The sequence below is a fragment of the Sinorhizobium fredii NGR234 genome (assembly GCF_000018545.1).
In the GTDB taxonomy this organism is placed as follows: domain Bacteria; phylum Pseudomonadota; class Alphaproteobacteria; order Rhizobiales; family Rhizobiaceae; genus Sinorhizobium; species Sinorhizobium fredii_A.
In genome coordinates this window covers 2,207,736-2,227,046 of record NC_012587.1, presented here as the reverse complement: position 1 = coordinate 2,227,046, position 19,311 = coordinate 2,207,736, and the positions used below count along the sequence as shown (strand labels likewise).

Here is a 19,311-nt window from a genome sequence, read left to right as displayed (position 1 = left end):
CGCCACCTTGTCGTCTCAGCGTTTCTGTCCGACGTGCCTGCCCGCGCCATCCGGCACCCCAAGCCTCGCATGCCCTTCCGCGATCGGCTTCAGCTTCTCCAATACCTCGGCCGGTGCGGCGACAGACTTGCCGGCGTGGGCATCGACATGCAGCATCATCTGCTCGGCGGTAGCGATCACTTCGCCTGAGACGGTGTCGTGAATCCTGGTGAAGAAGTGGATGCGCTTCTCGTCCGAGGCGAGTATTTGCAGCGTCGTATAGAGTGCTTGGCCGAGCTTGGCCTCGCCGAGATGGCGGATATGCGTCTCGACGGTGTAGTAGCTGTGACCGGCCGCCACATAGGCGAAATCGACGCCGATCAGCCGGAGCAGCGCATCCGACGTGTCGCCGAAGAGCTGCAGGTAGCGATGCTCGGTCATGTGGCCGTTGTAATCGACCCAGGCGGCGTTGACCTTGGTCTCGACGAGGCGCAGCGGACCGGAGGCGTCAAAGCTCTTCGGCTGGTTGCCGCCTTGCGCCCAGAGACGCTTCTCGAAATCGGCGAGCAGCTTGCCGGCACCCCAGCCTTCACCGCCATTGCCGGCTTTCAGCGCCTGCATGATGCCGACGAGGTTTTCGTCACGGATGCGTTCGAGTTCGCGGATCGACCGGCCGGCAGCCTGGGCGTCGGATTGGGCGCCGATCTTCTCGACCAGCGTATCGTCGAGATCGACGACGTCGGTGAACTTTGTCCACGGCCATTTCAGGCAGGGGCCGAACTGGGCGAGGAAGTGGCGCATGCCGGCTTCGCCGCCGGCGATGCGATAGGTCTCGAAGAGGCCCATCTGTGCCCAGCGCATACCGAAGGAATAGCGCATGACATCGTCGAGCGTTTCGGTATCGCAGATATCGTCCTGGATCAGCCAGAGCGCCTCGCGCCAGAGCGCCTCGAGCAGCCGGTCGCCGACGAAGGCCTCGATTTCCTTGGCGATGACGACGCCCTTCATGCCGATCTCGGCGACCGCTTCCTCGGCCCGCCTGATCGTTTCCGGCGACGTCTTCTTGCCGCCGACGAGCTCGACCAGCGGCAGGAGATAGACTGGATTATAGGGATGGGCGACGAACATGCGTTCGGGGTGCTTCATTTCGGACTGGAGGTCGGACGGCAGCAGGCCCGATGTCGACGAGCCGATTAGCGCATCCGGCTTGGCAGCCGCATCGATCTCGGTAATGACGCCGCGCTTCAGCGGCAACCGTTCCGGGACGCTTTCCTGAATCCAGTCAACGTCCTGGACGGCTTCCTGGACGCTCTTGCAGAAGGTCAATTTGCCGCGCGGCGGCAGCGGCGCCATGGTCAGCATGCCATAGGCGCGCTCCGCATTGGCCATGACCTCGCCGATGATGCGCTCGGCCTCCGGGTGCGGGTCGAAAATGTTGACATCGATGCCGGCCAGCACGAAGCGCGCCGCCCAGGCCCCGCCGATGACGCCGCCGCCGACACAGGCGGCCTTGGTGATGATGGTCATTTCCTCTCCATCCCGTTTGTCGTAGGAACCCCTCCCGGCCCTTCGGGCCGCCCTCCCCACAAGGGGGAGGGATGGGTGGCTCCGGATCCTCTCTGTCCCTCTCGAACTGCCCACTTGCCTCTCCGGATTTCCCCGAACCGGACATTTCAGCCGAAGCTGACGCCTCTTCCGGGGACGGACGTTGCCGCAGGTTAAGCCCTCCCCCTTGTGGGGAGGGTTGGGGAGGGGTTTTTGCTACCGCTTCGTCAGCTTCAATTTCTCTCGGACCTCTGCCGGTCCGATGATCTTGGCGCCCATGCCCTCGATCACCGACACGGCCCTTTCGACAAGCTGGCCGTTGGTCGCGAGTTGCCCCTTGCCGACATAGAGGTTGTCCTCCAGGCCGACGCGGACATTGCCGTCGGCAAGGATCGCCGCGGCGGGGTAGGCGAGCGCGTTGCGGCCGATCGAGAAGGCCGAGAAGGTCCAGTTCGACGGCACGTTGTTGACCATCGCCATGAAGGTGTTGAGATCGTCCGGCGCACCCCATGGAATGCCCATGCAGAGTTGGATCAGCACCGGATCCTCGATCAGGCCTTCCTCGACGAGCTGCTTGGCGAACCAGAGATGGCCGGTGTCGAAGGCCTCTATCTCGGGGCGCACGCCGAGCGCGGTCATCTGGCGGGCCATCTCGCGCAGCATCGACGGCGTGTTGGTCATGACATAGTCGCCGAGCGAGAAGTTCATGGTGCCGCAGTCGAGCGTGCAGATCTCCGGCCGGCATTCGGCCACATGGGCGACGCGCTCGGTGGCGCCGGCCATGTCGGTGCCTTTCTCGTTGAGCGGGAGCGGGCTTTCGACATTGCCGAAGATGAGATCTCCCCCCATGCCGGCGGTGAGGTTCAGGACCACGTCGATATCGGCGGAACGGATACGGTCGGTCACTTCCTTGTAGAGATCGAGGCGGCGGGCCGGGGCGCCGGTTTCCGGATCGCGGACATGGCAGTGGACGATCGCAGCCCCTGCCTTGGCGGCTTCGACCGCCGCTTCGGCGATCTGCTTCGGCGTGATCGGAACGTGGCTGGATTTCGAAACGGTGTCTCCCGAACCGGTGACTGCGCAGGTGATGAAAACCTCGCGGTTCATGCTGAGCGGCATAGCTGTCTCCCTTTTCGTTGAGCCCATTACGAGCCAGAAACGGCGACGCTGCTTTCCACAAACAGAATAAACTTATACATTATCGGAAATAAGGGTAGGAAGTTTGCCATGGATGCCAGCGTTTCGCAGGCGCAGCATATCGATCTGTTGATCCTGCCGGAGACCAATCTCATCCTCGTCGCTTCGGTCGTCGAGCCGCTGCGCGCCGCCAACCGCATCGCCGGCCGAATGCTCTACAGTTGGACGATGTTCAGCCCGGACGGCGCGGCGATCGAGACGAAGAGCGGCATCCCGATCCCGGTGACCGGCCCTTTCCGGCCGCAGCGCGAGACAGCGCCGCTCTTCGTGCTGTCGAGCTACAACTGGCAGCGCAGCGCCACCCCGCAGCTCAAGATGCTGCTGTCGCAGACCGCGCGCTATCGGGATCTTATGGCGGGTATTGAATCCGGCTCCTGGCTTTTGGCGGAAACGAGCCTGCTCGACGACTTTTCGGCCACGACCCACTGGGAGGATTTCGAGGATTTCGCCAGCACCTATCCGCAGGTGACGATGGTGCGCGAGCGTTTCGTCATCGACGGCAAGCGCATCACCACCGGCGGCTCGCTGCCGACGCTCGATCTGATGCTGGAACTCATCCGCCGCGCCCACGGCTATTCGCTGGCGCTCGAGGTCTCGCGCCTCTTCATCTACGAGCAGGAGCGTACCCGCGGCGACCTCCTGCAGATGCCGGCGATCGGAAACATGCGCATTCTCGATGCCCGCGTCGGTGCGGCGGTCAAGTTGATGGAGGAGACCGTCGAGCAGCCGCTCACCCTTCAGCGGCTGGCGCGTCGGGTCGGTGTCAGCGCCCGGCATTTGCAGGATCTTTTCAGGGAAACGATGCGGGTCGCCCCACATGAGCACTATCTGGCGTTGCGCCTCAATGCCGCGCGGCGCAAGGTGATCGAGACGCGCATGGAATTCGCCGATATCGCGGCGATCTCCGGCTTCAACTCATCGTCGTCGTTTTCCCGCAGCTATCGCGCTCATTACCGCGAAAGCCCGAGCGAGACGCGGCGACGGCTGAAGCTCAAGAGTTGATTCAACGACTTCAGAGGGCGATTGAGCGGGGGCGTTTTCATGAATCGAATCAGCGGGCTGTCGCCGGCGCGTTGGAAATTGAATCCGCCATGCGAAGCTTCGGCGGCAAGAGAGTGAGGCATCCATGCGCGATCTCGGACTTGAGGAACTGGTCCGGCAGGAACTCGGCGAGCGGCCGGGGCTTTCCGAAAAGCCGATGTTCGGCGGACTGGCTTTTCTCTTGAACGGCAACCTCGTTTGCGGCGCCCGGGACGACGGGATGCTGGTGAGACTTGGCAAGGGCAATGACGGCTGGGCGCTGGCGCTGCCGGGGATCTCTCAGATGGTGATGGGGGAGCGTCGAATGCATGGCTGGCTGCGCGCCGGCGCCGAGGCCTACGGCGACGACGTCCTACGCCGGCGCCTGCTGGATGCGGCGCTTGACTATGTGCTCTCGCTGCCGCCGAAGTGATCACGACACAATGGAAGGAGGCGCGCGCCTCGCGGGCGGCGCCCTCCCATTCTACAAATCAAGCGAAAGCTGTCAGGCGTTGACGAGCGCCAGCTTGGCGCGGGCGTCGAGAATTTGCGCGCAGGCGTTGGCTGCCTCTTCACCCTTGACCACGAAGTGGTCGCGGAAGAAGGCGATCAGCGGCTCGCTTTCCTGGAAGTTGTGCGGCGTCAGAACGGCGGAGAGCACCGGCACATCCGTGTCGAGCTGGACGCGCATCATGCCGTCCAGCACGGTTCCGGCGACGAAGTCGTGGCGGTAGATGCCGCCATCGACGACGAAGGCGGTGCCGAGGATCGCCGAATAGCGACCTGTCTTCGCAAGCGTCTGCGCATGCAGCGGAATTTCCAAGGCGCCCGGCACATCGAAGATCTCGACGTCGGCGGCGTTGCCGCCGAGCTTCGACCACTGGGCGACAAAGGCGTTGACGCACTGGTCGACGATATCGGCGTGCCAGCGGGCGCGGACGATGGCGATCTTGGTTGAGGGGTGGGAAAGAATGGTCATGGTCTCAAGCCTTTCAGGGTTTGGCGTTTTTCCAATGATCCCGTCGGGCGAACATGCATGCGCGCCGCCCCTCGAAGGGGCTCGCACTGCTTGCTCTCTTCCATCCGGACTGTAACCGTCGGCTCCGGAATCTGACCGGATCTGCTGACCTTCGAGGTAGGCCTCGAAGCGCTCGCGGGCTTCGACCACCGGACCGTTAGATCCGCCGATCGCTACCGCCGGTGGGGAATTCCGCCCCGCCCTGAGAACGCGTGCGACTATATAGACAGATCGGCGCCCGTCAAACGCAGGCACCGACGAAAAAGCGAGAAATCACGACAGATTTTTCCAGCCTCGGTCGCGACAGTTTATTCGCGACCCTGGCTATTCGCGAATGACCAGCAGATCCTTGGCGGCAAAGCGCAGCGTGACGTTGTCGCCGGAGACCGGCGGGGTCACGCCCGGATTGTTGAACATGTCGAAGGAGATGACGTCACCTCCGACGCGCAGCCGGGTGCGGATGACCGAACCGAGGAAGCTCGTGGAAACGACCTCGCCGGCAAGGGCCGTATCGCCCTTGGCGCCATCGGCGATGGAGCCTGCCTCCGGACGTAACGCCAGCGAGATACTGTCGCCACCCTTCATGCCGGCAATCGAATCCTTAAGCGAGACGCGCTGATCGCCGATCGTCACGGCGCCCGCCGCCGGGTCCGCAACCTTGCCCTCAATAATGTTCAACGTCCCGACGAAGGAGGCGACGAAGCGGGTCGCCGGCGTGTTGTAGATCTCGAAAGGCGTGCCGATCTGGTCGGCGCGCCCGGCATTCATCACGACGATCCGGTCGGAAATCGACAGCGCCTCCTCCTGATCGTGCGTAACGAACACCGTGGTGATGCCGAGCTGCTGCTGGATCTGCCGGATTTCCTCGCGCAGCGAGATGCGGATCTTTGCATCGAGCGCGGAAAGCGGCTCGTCGAGCAGCAGCACTTGCGGCTTGACGGCAAGCGCGCGGGCAAGCGCCACGCGCTGCTGCTGGCCGCCGGACAATTGATAGGGGAAGCGGTCCGCCAGGTGCTCGAGCTTGATGAGCCCGAGCATCTGCTTCACCCGTGTATCGATGTCCGCCTTGGAGGCGCCGGCGACCTTCAGTCCGAAGGCGACGTTGTCCTGGACGTTCATGTTCGGGAACAGCGCATAGGCCTGGAAGACCATGCCGATGTTGCGCTGGTTCGGCTTCAGTGTGCCCTGGTCCGTGCCGTCGATGACGATCTTGCCGTTGGAGGGCGTCTCGAAGCCGGCGATCATGCGAAGGACTGTCGTCTTGCCGCAGCCCGACGGGCCGAGGAAGGAGACGAACTCACCCTTCTCGATAACCATGTTAAAGTCGTGCACGACCTGTACCGGGCCGAAGGATTTTTTGATGTTGGTCAGTGACAGGAAACTCATGCGGATGGTCCTCAGGCCTTGGGAGGCGCGCTTTTCTGGAAGCGCGAGACGAGTTGGATGAGGCCGAGGCAGCCCCAGGTGATGCCGAATGCGATGACGGCGAGCGCCGCCGGCTCATAGGCGCGGTTGGCGCCGAGGAGCTGCATGTAGGGGCCGAAGGCCGGCTTGTTCAGCAGCGCTGCCATGGTGAATTCGCCAATGACGATGGCGAAGGTCAGGAAGGCGCCGGAGAGCACCGCGACGAGCGCGTTCGGCAGGATGATCCGCGCCAGGATCGTGGCCCATCCGGCTCCCAGACTCTGGGCGGCTTCGGTCAGCGTAGCGACGTCGATTGTCCTGAGGCCGGTGTCCACCGCGCGATACATGTATGGCAGTGCGAGGGTGGCATAGCCGAACATCAGGAGTATGTCGGTGCCGAAAGCGGAGCCGGTCAGCGGCAGCCAGCTCGACGTGTTGTAGAGCCGGATATAGCCGAAGACGATGACAATGGCCGGGATAACCAGTGGCAGCAGCGTCACGAACTCGATGTAGGGACGCAGCCGCGGCAGCTTGAGCCGGACCCAATAGGCCGTCGGCACGACCAGCAGAATGCCGAAGACGATGGTGAAGAGCGCCTGTGCCACGGAATAGGTAAAGGTTTCCTGGAAGCGCGGATCGCCGAAAACCTTCGCATAGGCGTCGAAGGAATATTCGCCGCGCCGCATCTTCAGCGAAAAGTTGGTCATGCCGACGAGCGGCAGAGTGAAATAGAGGATGCCGAAAAGGAGAGCGCCCCAGGCCCAGATCTTCCTCATTTCAGCCACCTCTCGCTGCGGGCGCGAAGCCAGATGTAGATCGCGTTGGCGAGGCCCGTGACGACGATCATGCCGAAGGCGAGCGCGTAGCCGAGGTGCGGATTGCCGAGCACGTCGCCGCGGATCTGGGCGAAGAGCAGGATGGGCACGATCGACAGGGACGAGCCGGTCAGCGCAATGGCGGTTGCGACGGCGCCGAAGGCGTTGGCGAAGAGAAGCGCCAGGGTACCAAGAATTGAGGGAAGCAGGATCGGGAAGGCGACCATCCGCCAGTATTGCAAGCCGGTCGCACCGAGGATTTCGGCTGCCTCGCGCCATTCGCGCTTCAATCCGTCGAGCGCGGGCGTGATGATAAGGATCATCAGCGGGATCTGGAAGAAGAGGTAGGTTACGGTCAGGCCCCAGAAGGACAGGAGGTTGAAGCCGAGCGCCCTCAGATCGACGCCAAGCTCCGAGCGCAGGAAGACGCTCAGGATGCCCACCGGCCCGAGCGTCGCAAGAAAGGCGAAGGCCAGCGGGACACCGGCAAAGTTGGAAGCGACGCCGGAAAAGGTCAGCAGCGGCCCGCGAATCCATTTCGGCAATCCGCCGAAAACGACGGCCGAGGAGACCGCAAAGCCGATCAGGCAGCCGAGAAGCGCCGAGGCGATGCTGATCTTGATGGAGATCCAATAGGCCGCGAGGATCGAAGGCGTGAAAAGACCCTGGATATTGTCGAGCGTGAAGCTGCCGTCCGGCGTCTGAAAGGCACCGACCACGATCTTCATCGTCGGAAGAATGAGAAAAAGCGTCACGAAAGCGGCAAACGGCAGGATGCCTAGCCAGTGAAGGGGAAGGCGACGCGCAGGCGGGCTGGCGCCGGTATGAGCAGATGACATTGCGTTCGCCCCGACAAGCCGCGTTACAGACGCGGCCATCAATTGAATTTCGTATGAATATCGTATCCGCTCCGGCCGGAAAACCGGCCGGAGCGGCTTGATTGCCGAATACGCTTACTGGACGTTTGCGCCGACCACGGAATCCCAACCGCCGGTCACGGAGGCCTTGTTCGCGTCGACCTCTTCCAGCGTCGGGAAGTAGGCCTTTTCATACGCAGCTGCCGGCGGCAGGGCGTCGATCAGTTCCTTCGGAACCTTGCCGGCCTTGACCATTGCGTTGAAGCGCGCCGGGTGGCAGAAGCCCTTCAGCCAGCCGAGCTGACCTTCGTCGGAATAGAGGTGCTCCATCCACAGCTTGGCTGCATTCGGGTGCGGCGCAAAGGCCGAGATGCCCTGAACGTAGACGCCGGCCAGAACGCCGCTTGCCGGAACGACGACTTCGGTCGGCGGGTTGCCGTTCAGCGTCTTGCCCCAGCCGAGGGCGTTGTAGTCCCATGCAACGATGATGGGGGTCGAGCCCTGGGCCAGCGTTCCGGACTTGCCGATCACCGGAACGAAATTGCCGGCCTTGTTCAGTTCGGCGAAATAGCCAAGGCCGGCTTCACCGGCTTCCTTCCCGGCCTTCGCGCCCTTGGCGAGGCCGGCGGCGAGAACTCCGAGGATCGCCTGGTTCGAAGCGCGCGGATCGCCGGCGAGGGCCACCTGGCCGGCATATTCCGGCTTCAGCAGATCGGCCCAGTCCTTTGGCGAATTGGCCACGAGGTCCTTGTTTACGAGAAAGGACATCACGCCGTAATAGTCGCCGTACCAATGGCCTTCCGCATCCTTGACGGTGTCCGGGATCTCGTCCCAGGTGGAGACCTTGTACGGCTGCAACAGGCCTTCGGCCTTCATTTGCGGGCCGAAGGCGAGGCCGACGTCAACGACATCAGGCGCCTGCGGCCCGGTATTGCCCTTGTTAGCCTTGACGGCTTCGACTTCGTCGGCGGAGCCGGCATCCGGGTTCAGTTCGTTGACCTGGATTTCCGGATACTTGGCCTTGAAGGAGGCGATGACGTCGCCATAGCCGCACCAGTCGTGGGGCAGAGCGATGGTCGTCAACATGCCTTCCTTCTTGGCGGCGGCGATAAGCTCTTCGCTCGGCTCGGCGGCAGCCACCGCGGTGGTTGCCAGCAGGATGGCGGTCGAGAGCGAGAGCAGGCGTTGAGTCTTTGAAATCACTGGCGTTCTCCTTATCGGTTTTCAGTCAATTTCGGCGATGCTGTTAAAGTGGCGCGATGAAACTTGTGTGACAGGCCTTTTCCCGTTTGCGGCGAGAAAGTCGTTTCGAGAGGACTTGTCTACCAAGGGGTGCGCGACGCGCCTTGCACCCACAATTCCTTATCCGGAGATTCAGATTTCGACCGGTACCTCCTAGCCTGGCTTGCGAAAAATGCGGGTCGAATCGAAGAGGCCCTCCAGCGTCCTCATTCGGTCCCTGGTTTCGTCCCAATTCGAGCTCTGCACCGCTTCGATCAGCGCTTCGAGGAGGAACAGCAGCATGACCGAACTGTCCCAGGCCGAAGGCGCCTCGATCTGGGCGCGGAAGACCTTGGAGGCGGACTTGGCAACCGGCGAACCCCATTGGTCGGTGAAGAGGATGATCTCGACGCCGCGATTGCGGGCGGAACGGGCGAGGGTCTCCATTTCCTGTTCGTAGCGACGGATGTCGAACAGGATCAGGACGTCGCCCTGTTTCATGTCGAGGATATAGTGCGGCCAGGAGCTCGGATTCGCGGCAATCTGCGTGATGCCGGTGCGGATGACCTGCAGATGGGTGAAGAGATAATCGGCCATCGAGCGGGTGATGCGGCCGCCGACAAGATAGACGTTGCGCTTGCGGTCGGCGACGAGGGCCGCCGCCTGGTCGAATTCGACGGGTTCGATCTGCGACAATGTCTGGCGCATATTGCCCATGATCGCATCGGCGAAGCGGTTGAGGATGTGGGTGCCAGGCGCGCTCGCAGCCCAGCGATCGTGCTTGGCGATCGGATTGGAGATCGTCGCCTCGAGCTCCTGGTGGAGCCTCGACTGAAAATCCGGAAAGCCGCGAAAGCCCAGCTTCTGAACCATGCGTGCCACGGTCGGCGTCGAAACGCCGGCGTTCTCGGCGACCGTGGTGATCGAGCCGAGACCGGAGACCGGATAGTTGTCGAGAAGTGTCTCCGCCAAGCGCTTCTCGGCGCGCGTCAGCGCCGCGAAGTTCGCGTTGATCACATCCGACACCGTCATGGATGCCGTGTTGCCGTTCAATGTCATGCCCCTCGGCCGGTCTCTGCCAGCTTGAGGAAATTAAACATCGCCGCCGCAATCGGAGTCAATGGAAAACTGAAAAGATCGTTTCAGATTTTCGTTGACAGCTGCCGATTCGTGAAGAATTCTTTTCACGACAGCGTCTGACGAGGCAATGGGGGCCGGATTTGACGGGGCTTTTGACGCAGGCAGAGGGCGACCCGGTCGCCATTGAGAATACTGATGCGAAGGGGGATTTCCTCTTCGTCTGCGAGCATGCGTCCAGCCGTCTGCCCGAGCGTCTCGGAACGCTCGGCCTTTCCAGGGAAGCGCTTGAGAGCCACATCGCCTGGGACCCGGGCGCATTGGCGGTTTCCAGGCTGCTTGCCGAAAAGCTCGACGGAACGCTCATCCATCAGCGTTTTTCGCGCCTCGTCTATGACTGCAACAGGCCTCCGGAGTCCGAGGCGGCGACACCCGTGGTCAGCGAGGTCTTCGAGGTGCCGGGGAACCGGACGATGTCGGCCGAGGAGCGCCGGGCGCGGGTCGACGAGATTTATCTGCCGTTTCGTGACGCCGTGTCCGACTTCGTCGTCGGCCGCAAGGCAGCGGGCCGGCTTCCCATCCTCGTCACCATGCATAGCTTCACGCCGGTCTATTTCGGCAAGCCGCGCGGCGTCGAGCTCGGCATTCTGCACGACGCCGACAGCCGGCTCGCCGACCGCATGCTGGCGGTCGCCACGACCGGGGAGGTTGCATACGACATCCGTCGCAACGAACCCTACGGGCCGGCTGACGGGGTAACGCACAGCTTGATTGAGTACGGCGTCCGTTATGGACTGCCGAACGTGATGATTGAGATCAGGAACGATCTCATCCGGAACGAGATCGGCCAGAGGGTCATGGCCGATTACCTGGAAGGGCTGCTCGCCAGAAGCGTGGCCGCCTTGCCAAGAAAATAAAAGACCCAGGGGAGCGGCAAAGCCGCGGTCCTGTTCCGGTGCCGGAACAGGTGGTGACATGACCTTTCGCAATGGCGCGCCGGGTCAGGAGAAACAGGGGAAAAAGATGTCAGACTATACCGATGTCGATAAAAAGCAGGATCTGCACATCCTGCATTCGATGGGCTATGCCCAGGAACTCGAGCGGCGCATGAGCCAGTTCTCGAATTTCGCCGTATCCTTCTCAATCATCTGCATTCTGTCCGGCGGCATCAACTCGCTGGCGCAGGCGACCGCCGGCGCGGGCGGATCGGCCATCGGTATCGGCTGGCCGCTCGGGTGCTTCATCTCGCTGGTCTTCGCCGTCGCGATGGCGCAGATCAGTTCGGCCTATCCGACGGCCGGCGGCCTCTATCACTGGGGCTCCATCCTCGGCAACCGCTTCACCGGCTGGCTGACCGCCTGGTTCAACCTGCTCGGCCTAGTGACCGTTCTCGGCGCCATCAATGTCGGCACCTATTACTTCTTCATGGGTTCGTTTGGGACACCCTATTTCGGACTGGAAGACACGACGGCGACCCGCATCATCTTCCTGGCGATCATTACCGGTGCGCAGGCGCTCGTGAACCATATGGGCATCGGCCTGACGGCGAAGCTTACCGACTTCTCCGGCTACCTGATCTTCGTCACGGCGATCCTGCTCGCTGTTGTCTGCCTTGCTGCCGCCGACTCCTACGAGATTGGCAGGCTCTTCACCTTCTCGAACTATTCGGGCGAGGCGGGCGGCAATGTCTGGCCGCAAACTTCTGGAACCTGGGTGTTCCTGCTCGGCCTGCTGCTGCCGATCTACACGATCACCGGCTATGACGCTTCGGCACATACGTCGGAGGAGACGGTCAAGGCAGCGGAATCGGTGCCGCGCGGCATGGTCTCCTCGGTGCTCTGGTCGGCGCTCTTCGGCTATATCATGCTGTGCGCCTTCGTGCTGATGATCCCGAACATGGACGAGGCCGCCAAGCAGGGCTGGAACGTGTTCTTCTGGGCGATGGACGCGCAGGTCCATCCGGCCATCAAGGACATTCTCTACCTCGCCATTTTCGTCAGCCAGTGGCTGTGCGGCCTGGCGACGGTGACTTCGGTGTCGCGCATGATCTTCGCGTTCTCGCGTGATGGCGGCCTGCCGGCCTCCAAGGCACTCTCGAAGGTAAGCCCCACCCATCGCTCGCCCGTTGCGGCGATCTGGACGGGTTCGATCCTCTCGGTGCTGTTCGTCTGGGGCTCCTCGCTCGTCTCGATCGGCGAAACGCCGGTCTATACGATCGTCGTCTCCTGCACGGTCATCTTCCTGTTCTTCTCCTTCGCGATCCCGATCACGCTTGGCCTCTTTGCCTGGGGAACCTCGAAGTGGGACAAGATGGGGCCGTGGAACCTCGGCGAGGGGATGTTCAAGCTCTTCGCGATCCTGTCGATCGTCGCCATGGTGCTGATCTTCGTACTCGGCATTCAGCCGCCGAACGATTGGGCGCTCTACATCACCGTCGGCTTCCTCGTCGTCACCGGTATCATCTGGTTCGGTTTCGAAAGCCGCCGCTTCCGCGGGCCGCCGATCGGCGACGAGGTCGCGCGCCGCCAGGCGGAGATCGCTGTTGCCGAGAAGGCTGTCGGCGAAGTCTAAGACAATAACGAGTAAGCGGAGGTCGCGCCCGCGATCTCCGCTTCGTTTTTGCGGCAATGGAAACGGCCGCACCGAAACACGGGATGATACTTTCATGGGTTATTCGTTCGAGGAATTGAAAGAGGATGTCGCTAGCGGGCGCATCGACACGGTGCTCGCCTGCCAGGTGGACATGCAGGGCCGCCTGATGGGCAAGCGCTTTCACGCGCAATATTTCGTCGATAGCGCCTGGAAGGAAACGCACAGCTGCAACTACCTGCTGGCGACAGACATGGAGATGGAGACCGTGCCCGGCTACAAGGCGACAAGCTGGGAGAAAGGCTACGGCGACTACACTATGAAGCCGGACCTTGCGACGCTGCGGCGTATCCCGTGGCTCGAGGGCACGGCGCTGGTTCTCTGCGACGTCCTCGATCACCATACCCATGAAGAGGTGCCGCATTCGCCGCGTGCCATCCTGAAGAAGCAGATTGCTCGCCTCGAGGCCTTGGGTTTCAAGCCCTTCATGGCGAGCGAGCTCGAATTCTTCCTGTTCGACCAGTCCTACGACGATGCGCGGCTCTCGGGATACCGCGACCTACAACTCGCCAGCGGCTACAACGAGGACTACCACATCTTCCAGACAACCAAGGAAGAAGACGTGATGCGGGCAATCCGCAACGGCCTGCAGGGCGCCGACATTCCGGTCGAGAATTCCAAGGGCGAGGCCTCCGCCGGCCAGGAGGAAATCAACGTCCGCTATGCCGACGCGCTGACCATGGCCGACCGCCACGCCATCATCAAGAACGGCTGCAAAGAGATTGCCTGGTCGCGCGGCAAGGCGATCACCTTCCTTGCCAAGTGGAACTACTCAGCTGCCGGGTCCTCGTCGCATATTCACCAGTCGCTGTGGAGCCTGGACGGCAAGGAGGCGCTCTTCTACGACAAGGAGGGTCGCTACGGCATGTCCGAGCTGATGCGGCACTATGTGGCCGGCTTGCTCGCCCATGCGAGCGAGATCACCTATTTCCTGGCGCCCTACATCAATTCCTACAAGCGCTTCATGGCCGGCACTTTCGCGCCGACGAAAGCGATCTGGAGCAAGGACAACCGCACCGCCGGCTATCGCCTGTGCGGCGACGAAACCAAGGCGATCCGCATCGAATGCCGGGTCGGCGGGTCAGACCTCAACCCGTATCTTGCCTTTGCGGCTCTGATCGCCGCCGGTATTTCCGGCATCGAGAACAAGATGGAGCTGGAAGCGCCCTTCGTCGGCGATGCCTATCACGGCAAGGATGTACGCGAAATTCCGCATACGCTCAGGGCGGCAACCGAGGCGCTGTCGGAGTCGAAAATGCTGCGCGAGGCGTTCGGCGAAGAGGTCATCGACCACTATGCCCGCGCTGCCCGGTGGGAGCAGGAGGAATACGACCGGCGCGTCACCGATTGGGAGGTCGCGCGCGGGTTCGAAAGAGCGTAGTTAATTCACTCCGCACGAGGGTCCACCCCTCCCCAACCCCTCCCCACAAGGGGGAGGGGCTTGCTGGCGTCGCCCTCCCGCCCAACTCGGCGCCTCCGCACGTTGCGACGGTGCAGAGGAGGTGCGGAGATCGCCGGCCGGTAAGTCCCTCCCCCTTGTGGGGAGGGGGTGGGAAGGGGTCTTCTATTTTTGAAAGCAGAAACAGGAAGACGATCATGACGATGATCAGATGCATTTCGCCGGTCAATGGCGAGGTCTATGCCGAGCGGCCTGCAATGCCGCTGGAACTCGCCAGGCAGGCGGTGGTTCAGGCGCGGCTCGCGCAGAAAAGCTGGGCGAATCGGCCGCTCGACGAGCGCGTCAATCTGGTGCTCGCCGGTGTTGCCCGGCTCAACGAGATGGTCGACGAGGTGGTGCCGGAGCTTGCCTGGCAGATGGGCCGGCCGGTGCGCTATGGCGGCGAATTCAGGGGTTTTAACGAACGCTCCAACTACGTGGCCTCGATCGCCGCCGATGCGCTGAAGCCGCTCGTCGTCGAGGAGAGCGACCGCTTCGAGCGGCGCATCGAGCGCGAGCCGCACGGCGTCGTCTTCGTCATTGCACCCTGGAACTATCCCTATATGACGGCGATCAACACGGTGGCGCCGGCGCTGATGGCCGGCAACACGGTGATCCTCAAGCACGCCAGCCAGACGATCCTGGTCGGTGAGCGCATGGTGCGTGCCTTCGTCGAGGCGGGCGTTCCGGCGGACGTCTTCCAGAACCTTTTCCTGGATCACGACACGACCGCGGCACTGATCGCGGCCAAGAGCTTCGACTTCATCAACTTCACCGGCTCGGTCGAAGGCGGGCGCTCGATCGAGCGCGCGGCGGCCGGCACTTTCACCGGTCTCGGCCTCGAACTCGGCGGCAAGGATCCGGGCTATGTGATGGCGGACGCCGATCTCGATGCGGCCGTCGACACGCTGATGGATGGCGCGACCTACAATTCCGGCCAGTGCTGCTGCGGCATTGAGCGCATCTACGTGCACGAGTCTCTCTACGACGCCTTCGTCGAGAAATCCGTCGCCTGGGTTTCCAATTACAAGCTCGGCAACCCGCTCGATCCCGAAACGACCCTTGGACCCATGGCCAACAAGCGTTTTGCCGTGGCCGTACGCAACCAGATCGCCGACGCGGTCTCGAAGGGCGCCAGGGCGCTGATCGATCCGAAACTCTTTCCTCAGGACGACGGCGGCGCCTATCTCGCGCCACAGATCCTTGTCGGTGTCGATCACTCGATGGAGTTCATGCGCGAGGAAACCTTCGGGCCGGCCGTCGGCATCATGAAGGTGAAGAGCGATGCCGAAGCGATCGAACTGATGAACGACAGCCGGTACGGCCTGACCGCCTCGCTCTGGACGAAGGATGCGGAGCGTGCCGCCCGCATCGGCGGCGAACTCGAGACCGGCACGGTGTTCATGAACCGCGCCGACTATCTCGACCCGGCGCTCTGCTGGACCGGGGTCAAGGAGACGGGCCGCGGCGGTTCGCTCTCGGTCCTCGGCTTCCACAACCTCACTCGCCCGAAATCCTACCATCTGAAGAAAGTCACAGCATGACCATCACCGCCAACTGGAGCTACCCGACCGCCGTCAAGTTCGGCGCCGGCCGCATCAAGGAGCTTGCCGACCATTGCAAGGCCGTCGGCATGAAGAAGCCGCTGCTGATCACCGACCGCGGTCTTGCGCCGATGGCGATCACGCAGGACGCACTCGATATTCTGGAAGGCGGCGGTCTCGGGCGTGCCATCTTCGCGGACGTCGATCCCAACCCGAACGACAGGAATCTGGAGGCCGGGATCAAGGCGTTCAAGGATGGGGGCCATGACGGCGTCGTCGCCTTCGGCGGCGGCTCCGGTCTCGATCTCGGCAAATGCGTCGCCTTCATGGTCGGCCAGACGCGGCCCGTCTGGGATTTCGAAGATGTCGGCGACTGGTGGAAGCGCGCCAGCGTCGAAGGCATCGCGCCGATCATCGCGGTGCCGACGACAGCCGGCACCGGTTCCGAAGTGGGCCGCGCCAGCGTCATCACCAATTCGGCGAGCCATGTGAAGAAGGTGATCTTCCACCCGAAATTCCTGCCGGCGGTGACGATCTGCGATCCGGAACTGACGGTCGGCATGCCGAAGGTCATCACGGCCGGCACGGGGATGGACGCCTTCGCCCATTGCCTGGAAGCCTATTCCTCGCCGTTCTACCATCCGATGTCGGCGGGCATCGCGCTCGAAGGCATGCGGCTCGTCAAGGAGTATCTGCCGCGTGCCTATAGGGACGGCGCGGACATCGAGGCGCGCGCCAATATGATGAGCGCGGCGGCGATGGGCGCGGTCGCCTTCCAGAAGGGCCTCGGCGCGATCCACTCGCTGTCGCATCCGGTCGGCGCGATCTACAACACCCATCACGGCATGACCAACGCCGTCGTGATGCCGCCGGTGTTGCGCTTCAACCGCCCGGCGATCGAGGAAAAGATCGCGAGTGCCGCCGCCTATCTTGGCATCGCCGGTGGCTTCGACGGCTTCTATGACTATGTGCTGCAACTGCGCGAGGAACTCGGCGTGCCGAACAAGCTTGCCGCACTCGGCGTCGGCACCGACCGCATCGACGAGATGGCCGAAATGGCGATCGTCGATCCGACCGCCAGCGGAAACCCGGTGGAACTGACGCTGGATGCGGCGAGAAAGCTCTTCGGCGAGTGCATCTGAGCGTTTTTCGTTAATTTTTGGCAAGCCCGGGAAACCCCTGATTTCCCGGGCTTTCTTGTGCGTACTGCGCCACCCGCGGGGCTCGCCGGTTAATATTTGCCGGCCAAAATTTCCGTTTTGTTAACCATGTTCTGAAAGGTTCTATTAATCGAACCTGCTTCGAGGCGAACGCGACGGAGCACCGACAGAATGAGGTGACAAGATGGCGGTCATTACTTTGGCCAACGCAAAGGGCGGCGCCGGCAAGACGACTGCCGCCCTGATCCTGGCGACGGAACTGGCTCGCCAGGGCAACCGGGTCGTGATCCTGGATGCCGACCCGCAGCGGTGGATCACCAGCTGGTCGGAGGTCTCCGGCCACGTCGCCAATATCGAGGTGATCTCGCACGTCACGCCGGCTTCGCTGCCCTGTCATGTCCGCGAGCTGAAGGGCGAAGCCGATTTCATCGTCATTGATCTCGCGGGTGCCAAGGATGCGATCGTTGCGCTGGCGCTCGGGCTTTCCGATCAGGTGCTGATCCCGGTGCAGGGCTGTGCCATGGACGCGCGCGGCGCGGTCCAGATCCTGGAGCTCATTCGCCAGATCGAACAGAAGGCGAGGATGCGCATCAACCATTCCGTGGTGCTGACGCGCGTCAACTCGCTGGTGACGACGCGGGCGTTGCAGGCGATCAAGGCGCTGCTCGCTTCGCGCGGCGTTTCCGTCCTCGACACGCCGATCATCGAACGCGCCGCTTTTCGCGAGATTTTCGAACTGGGCGGTACCTTGCAGACCATGGACGCAAACCGCGTCAGCAATCTCGACAAGGCACGCGAAAACGCATTTGCGCTTGCGAGCGAGGTACAAAAATTGCTGCCCGTGACGCCACGCCTGGCGCTGATGTCTCGGTTGCGCTCGGCTCTACCACGGGCCGCTTGAATTCCCTTCCGCCCGATTGCCTCCCAAGGCCGACCGGAACTGACGAAGGTCGTTCCGGTCGAAAACTTTTGTCAGAACCGCCTGTCTACGAAGTGCTTGGCCTGGGCGCCGGCGTGGTAAAAGGCGGATTTGAGGTTCCGCCACGGATCCGGCGTGATCGGCGATTCGGATAGCGGGATCGCCGCGTCGTCGCCGGTGACATGGCGGGCAATGGCACGGCCGAAGACGGTGCCGGGGGCGATGCCGCGGCCGTTGTAGCCGCTGACGGAAACGACATTCGGCGCAAGTACATGCATGACCGGCAGGTGATTGGTGGTCATGCCGATGCGGCCGTCCCACCAATATTCGAAGCGGAAATCGCCGATATGGGGGAAGAGCTTGCGCACCGAACGCGCCGCGAAGGCGCGGTGCGTGCCCGCGGCCATCGCGTCGAGGCGGCCGATCGAACCGAAGATCAGCCGGTTCTGCTTGTCCATGCGGAACGACGTCATGACGAGGCCGGTGTCCCAGGCGCCCTGGCGCTCGGGCAGGATTCGGCCGGCGACATCGTCCGGGAGCGGATTGGTCGCGAACTGAAAAAAGGGAAGGACGGTGAGTTCCCGCGTTTGCGCCCGCCACGGCGCACCCTCGATGAGCGCGCCATAGGCCTCGGTGGCGACGACGACATGCCGGGCCGTAAGCGTGCCTCGGCCGGCCGTCAGCTTCCAGACGTCGCCGCGGCGCTCGGCAGCAATAAGGGGCGTTTCCGTGTAGATTTCGGCCCCTGCAGTCAGCGCCGCCCGGGCCAGGCCGCGCGCATAGGCGAGCGGCTGGATCGTGCCGGCCCGCCGGTCGAGCAGTGCGCCTGCAAAACCTTCAGCCCCGGAAAGACCATGCGCCTTTTCGGCCGAAAGCGCCTCCACCGGCGCGCCGCGCTTCCGCCACTGGGCCTCGCGCTCCTGGATGTCCTTCCAGCCCTCGGGACCGACGGCCATATGCAGCGTTCCATTGCGGACCGCTTCGCACTCGATGCCGTGCCGGGCGACCAGGTCGTAGACGAGCGAGGGGCCATCCCCCAACTCGTTCAGCAGGCGCCCTCCGGCCTCGGCGCCGAGCGTGGCGATGAGATCCTCGGGTTTCACCCACATACCGGCATTGACCAGGCCGACATTGCGGCCGGAGCCCCCGTAACCGATCATGCGCGCTTCGATCACCGTGGCCTTGACGCCCATTTCGGCAAGGTGGAGTGCAGCCGAAAGCCCGGTGAAGCCACCGCCGATGATCGCCACATCGCTTTTCAGATCGCCGGTGAGCGGGCCGGTTTCGGGAGCGGCGGGAGCCGTTGCGTGCCAGAGATTGGGAAGAGGGCGCTCCGTCGCCATTTCGGGCCTTCCTTTGCGGATGATTGAGAGATTCCTTGCCTTTGATAAGACCATCGCAGCAAAGTTTTTCATGACAATGTTTCATGAAGTCATGAAGACCGGCACTGCCGGGCGAAACGGGCGGG

At 62.9% G+C, this 19,311-nt stretch carries 17 protein-coding genes and 1 riboswitch; of the genes, 8 read left to right on the top strand and 9 right to left on the bottom strand.

What is annotated here, in order from left to right:
* Positions 1-15: 15 nt before the first annotated feature.
* Both NGR_RS21975 and NGR_RS21970 read right to left on the bottom strand, forming a co-directional pair.
* Positions 16-1,506, bottom strand: coding sequence for a carnitine 3-dehydrogenase (locus NGR_RS21975; RefSeq protein WP_164924401.1), 1,491 nt, complete (start codon positions 1,504-1,506; stop codon positions 16-18).
* A gap of 234 nt (positions 1,507-1,740) precedes the next feature.
* A complete protein-coding gene (locus NGR_RS21970) occupies positions 1,741-2,643 on the bottom strand; it encodes a 3-keto-5-aminohexanoate cleavage protein (protein ID WP_012708681.1) in 903 nt (300 codons plus the stop codon).
* 108 nt (positions 2,644-2,751) lie between these two features.
* On the opposite strand from NGR_RS21970, the gene NGR_RS21965 reads away from it, so the two are divergent.
* On the top strand, positions 2,752-3,723 hold the full coding sequence (locus NGR_RS21965; RefSeq protein WP_012708680.1) for a GlxA family transcriptional regulator: 972 nt from the start codon (positions 2,752-2,754) through the stop codon (positions 3,721-3,723).
* A 124-nt stretch (positions 3,724-3,847) separates the two neighbouring features.
* Complete coding sequence (locus tag NGR_RS21960) at positions 3,848-4,174, top strand: TfoX/Sxy family protein (protein ID WP_012708679.1); 327 nt, start codon at positions 3,848-3,850, stop codon at positions 4,172-4,174.
* Between the two features lie 72 nt (positions 4,175-4,246).
* On the opposite strand, the gene NGR_RS21955 is transcribed toward NGR_RS21960, so the two are convergent.
* The 6 genes from NGR_RS21955 to NGR_RS21930 form a co-directional block, all read right to left on the bottom strand.
* Complete coding sequence (locus tag NGR_RS21955; RefSeq protein WP_012708678.1) at positions 4,247-4,720, bottom strand: 6,7-dimethyl-8-ribityllumazine synthase; 474 nt, start codon at positions 4,718-4,720, stop codon at positions 4,247-4,249.
* Positions 4,721-4,808: 88 nt separating this feature from the next.
* A riboswitch (FMN riboswitch) is annotated at positions 4,809-4,973 on the bottom strand.
* Between the two features lie 110 nt (positions 4,974-5,083).
* On the bottom strand, positions 5,084-6,145 hold the full coding sequence (locus NGR_RS21950; RefSeq protein WP_012708677.1) for an ABC transporter ATP-binding protein: 1,062 nt from the start codon (positions 6,143-6,145) through the stop codon (positions 5,084-5,086).
* Positions 6,146-6,156: 11 nt separating this feature from the next.
* Positions 6,157-6,939, bottom strand: coding sequence for an ABC transporter permease (locus tag NGR_RS21945; protein ID WP_012708676.1), 783 nt, complete (start codon positions 6,937-6,939; stop codon positions 6,157-6,159).
* Entirely contained in the window at positions 6,936-7,817 is an 882-nt protein-coding gene (locus NGR_RS21940; RefSeq protein WP_012708675.1) for an ABC transporter permease, read from the bottom strand. Before NGR_RS21940 ends, NGR_RS21945 begins: the two co-directional genes overlap by 4 nt.
* A 114-nt stretch (positions 7,818-7,931) precedes the next feature.
* On the bottom strand, positions 7,932-9,038 hold the full coding sequence (locus NGR_RS21935; protein ID WP_012708674.1) for an ABC transporter substrate-binding protein: 1,107 nt from the start codon (positions 9,036-9,038) through the stop codon (positions 7,932-7,934).
* Positions 9,039-9,230: 192 nt separating this feature from the next.
* Positions 9,231-10,109, bottom strand: coding sequence for a MurR/RpiR family transcriptional regulator (locus NGR_RS21930; RefSeq protein ID WP_012708673.1), 879 nt, complete (start codon positions 10,107-10,109; stop codon positions 9,231-9,233).
* Positions 10,110-10,276: 167 nt separating this feature from the next.
* Between NGR_RS21930 and NGR_RS21925 the strand changes: the two genes are divergently transcribed.
* The 6 genes from NGR_RS21925 (at position 10,277) to NGR_RS21900 (ending at position 17,825) form a co-directional block, all read left to right on the top strand.
* Positions 10,277-11,050, top strand: a complete 774-nt coding sequence (locus tag NGR_RS21925) for an N-formylglutamate amidohydrolase (protein WP_012708672.1) — start codon at positions 10,277-10,279, stop codon at positions 11,048-11,050.
* A gap of 106 nt (positions 11,051-11,156) precedes the next feature.
* Positions 11,157-12,704 carry an amino acid permease gene (locus NGR_RS21920; RefSeq protein WP_012708671.1) on the top strand — a complete coding sequence of 516 codons (1,548 nt, stop codon included), beginning with the start codon at positions 11,157-11,159 and terminating at the stop codon, positions 12,702-12,704.
* A 94-nt stretch (positions 12,705-12,798) separates the two neighbouring features.
* Positions 12,799-14,163 carry a glutamine synthetase family protein gene (locus NGR_RS21915; RefSeq protein WP_012708670.1) on the top strand — a complete coding sequence of 455 codons (1,365 nt, stop codon included), beginning with the start codon at positions 12,799-12,801 and terminating at the stop codon, positions 14,161-14,163.
* 215 nt (positions 14,164-14,378) lie between these two features.
* Positions 14,379-15,764, top strand: a complete 1,386-nt coding sequence (locus NGR_RS21910) for an aldehyde dehydrogenase family protein (RefSeq protein ID WP_012708669.1) — start codon at positions 14,379-14,381, stop codon at positions 15,762-15,764.
* The gene (locus NGR_RS21905) at positions 15,761-16,906 is read left to right on the top strand and encodes an iron-containing alcohol dehydrogenase (protein ID WP_012708668.1); all 1,146 of its coding nucleotides are present in this window, start codon (positions 15,761-15,763) and stop codon (positions 16,904-16,906) included. Before NGR_RS21910 ends, NGR_RS21905 begins: the two co-directional genes overlap by 4 nt.
* A 202-nt stretch (positions 16,907-17,108) precedes the next feature.
* On the top strand, positions 17,109-17,825 hold the full coding sequence (locus NGR_RS21900) for a ParA family protein (protein ID WP_012708667.1): 717 nt from the start codon (positions 17,109-17,111) through the stop codon (positions 17,823-17,825).
* Positions 17,826-17,896: 71 nt separating this feature from the next.
* Here NGR_RS21900 and NGR_RS21895 read toward each other — a convergent pair whose 3' ends face one another.
* Positions 17,897-19,186, bottom strand: coding sequence for an NAD(P)/FAD-dependent oxidoreductase (locus NGR_RS21895; RefSeq protein ID WP_012708666.1), 1,290 nt, complete (start codon positions 19,184-19,186; stop codon positions 17,897-17,899).
* Positions 19,187-19,311: the final 125 nt, after the last annotated feature.

What these genes read in the sequence shown, in the direction of transcription:
- NGR_RS21920 (WP_012708671.1), top strand. Translation starts at nt 11,157, where the DNA reads ATGTCAGACTATACCGATGTCGATAAAAAGCAGGATCTGCACATCCTG.
- NGR_RS21965 (WP_012708680.1), top strand. Translation starts at nt 2,752, where the DNA reads ATGGATGCCAGCGTTTCGCAGGCGCAGCATATCGATCTGTTGATCCTG.
- NGR_RS21910 (WP_012708669.1), top strand. Translation starts at nt 14,379, where the DNA reads ATGACGATGATCAGATGCATTTCGCCGGTCAATGGCGAGGTCTATGCC.
- NGR_RS21950 (WP_012708677.1), bottom strand. Translation starts at nt 6,145, where the DNA reads ATGAGTTTCCTGTCACTGACCAACATCAAAAAATCCTTCGGCCCGGTA.
- NGR_RS21895 (WP_012708666.1), bottom strand. Translation starts at nt 19,186, where the DNA reads ATGGCGACGGAGCGCCCTCTTCCCAATCTCTGGCACGCAACGGCTCCC.
- NGR_RS21945 (WP_012708676.1), bottom strand. Translation starts at nt 6,939, where the DNA reads ATGAGGAAGATCTGGGCCTGGGGCGCTCTCCTTTTCGGCATCCTCTAT.
- NGR_RS21905 (WP_012708668.1), top strand. Translation starts at nt 15,761, where the DNA reads ATGACCATCACCGCCAACTGGAGCTACCCGACCGCCGTCAAGTTCGGC.
- NGR_RS21955 (WP_012708678.1), bottom strand. Translation starts at nt 4,720, where the DNA reads ATGACCATTCTTTCCCACCCCTCAACCAAGATCGCCATCGTCCGCGCC.
- NGR_RS21915 (WP_012708670.1), top strand. Translation starts at nt 12,799, where the DNA reads ATGGGTTATTCGTTCGAGGAATTGAAAGAGGATGTCGCTAGCGGGCGC.
- NGR_RS21970 (WP_012708681.1), bottom strand. Translation starts at nt 2,643, where the DNA reads ATGCCGCTCAGCATGAACCGCGAGGTTTTCATCACCTGCGCAGTCACC.
- NGR_RS21960 (WP_012708679.1), top strand. Translation starts at nt 3,848, where the DNA reads ATGCGCGATCTCGGACTTGAGGAACTGGTCCGGCAGGAACTCGGCGAG.
- NGR_RS21940 (WP_012708675.1), bottom strand. Translation starts at nt 7,817, where the DNA reads ATGTCATCTGCTCATACCGGCGCCAGCCCGCCTGCGCGTCGCCTTCCC.
- NGR_RS21975 (WP_164924401.1), bottom strand. Translation starts at nt 1,506, where the DNA reads ATGACCATCATCACCAAGGCCGCCTGTGTCGGCGGCGGCGTCATCGGC.
- NGR_RS21900 (WP_012708667.1), top strand. Translation starts at nt 17,109, where the DNA reads ATGGCGGTCATTACTTTGGCCAACGCAAAGGGCGGCGCCGGCAAGACG.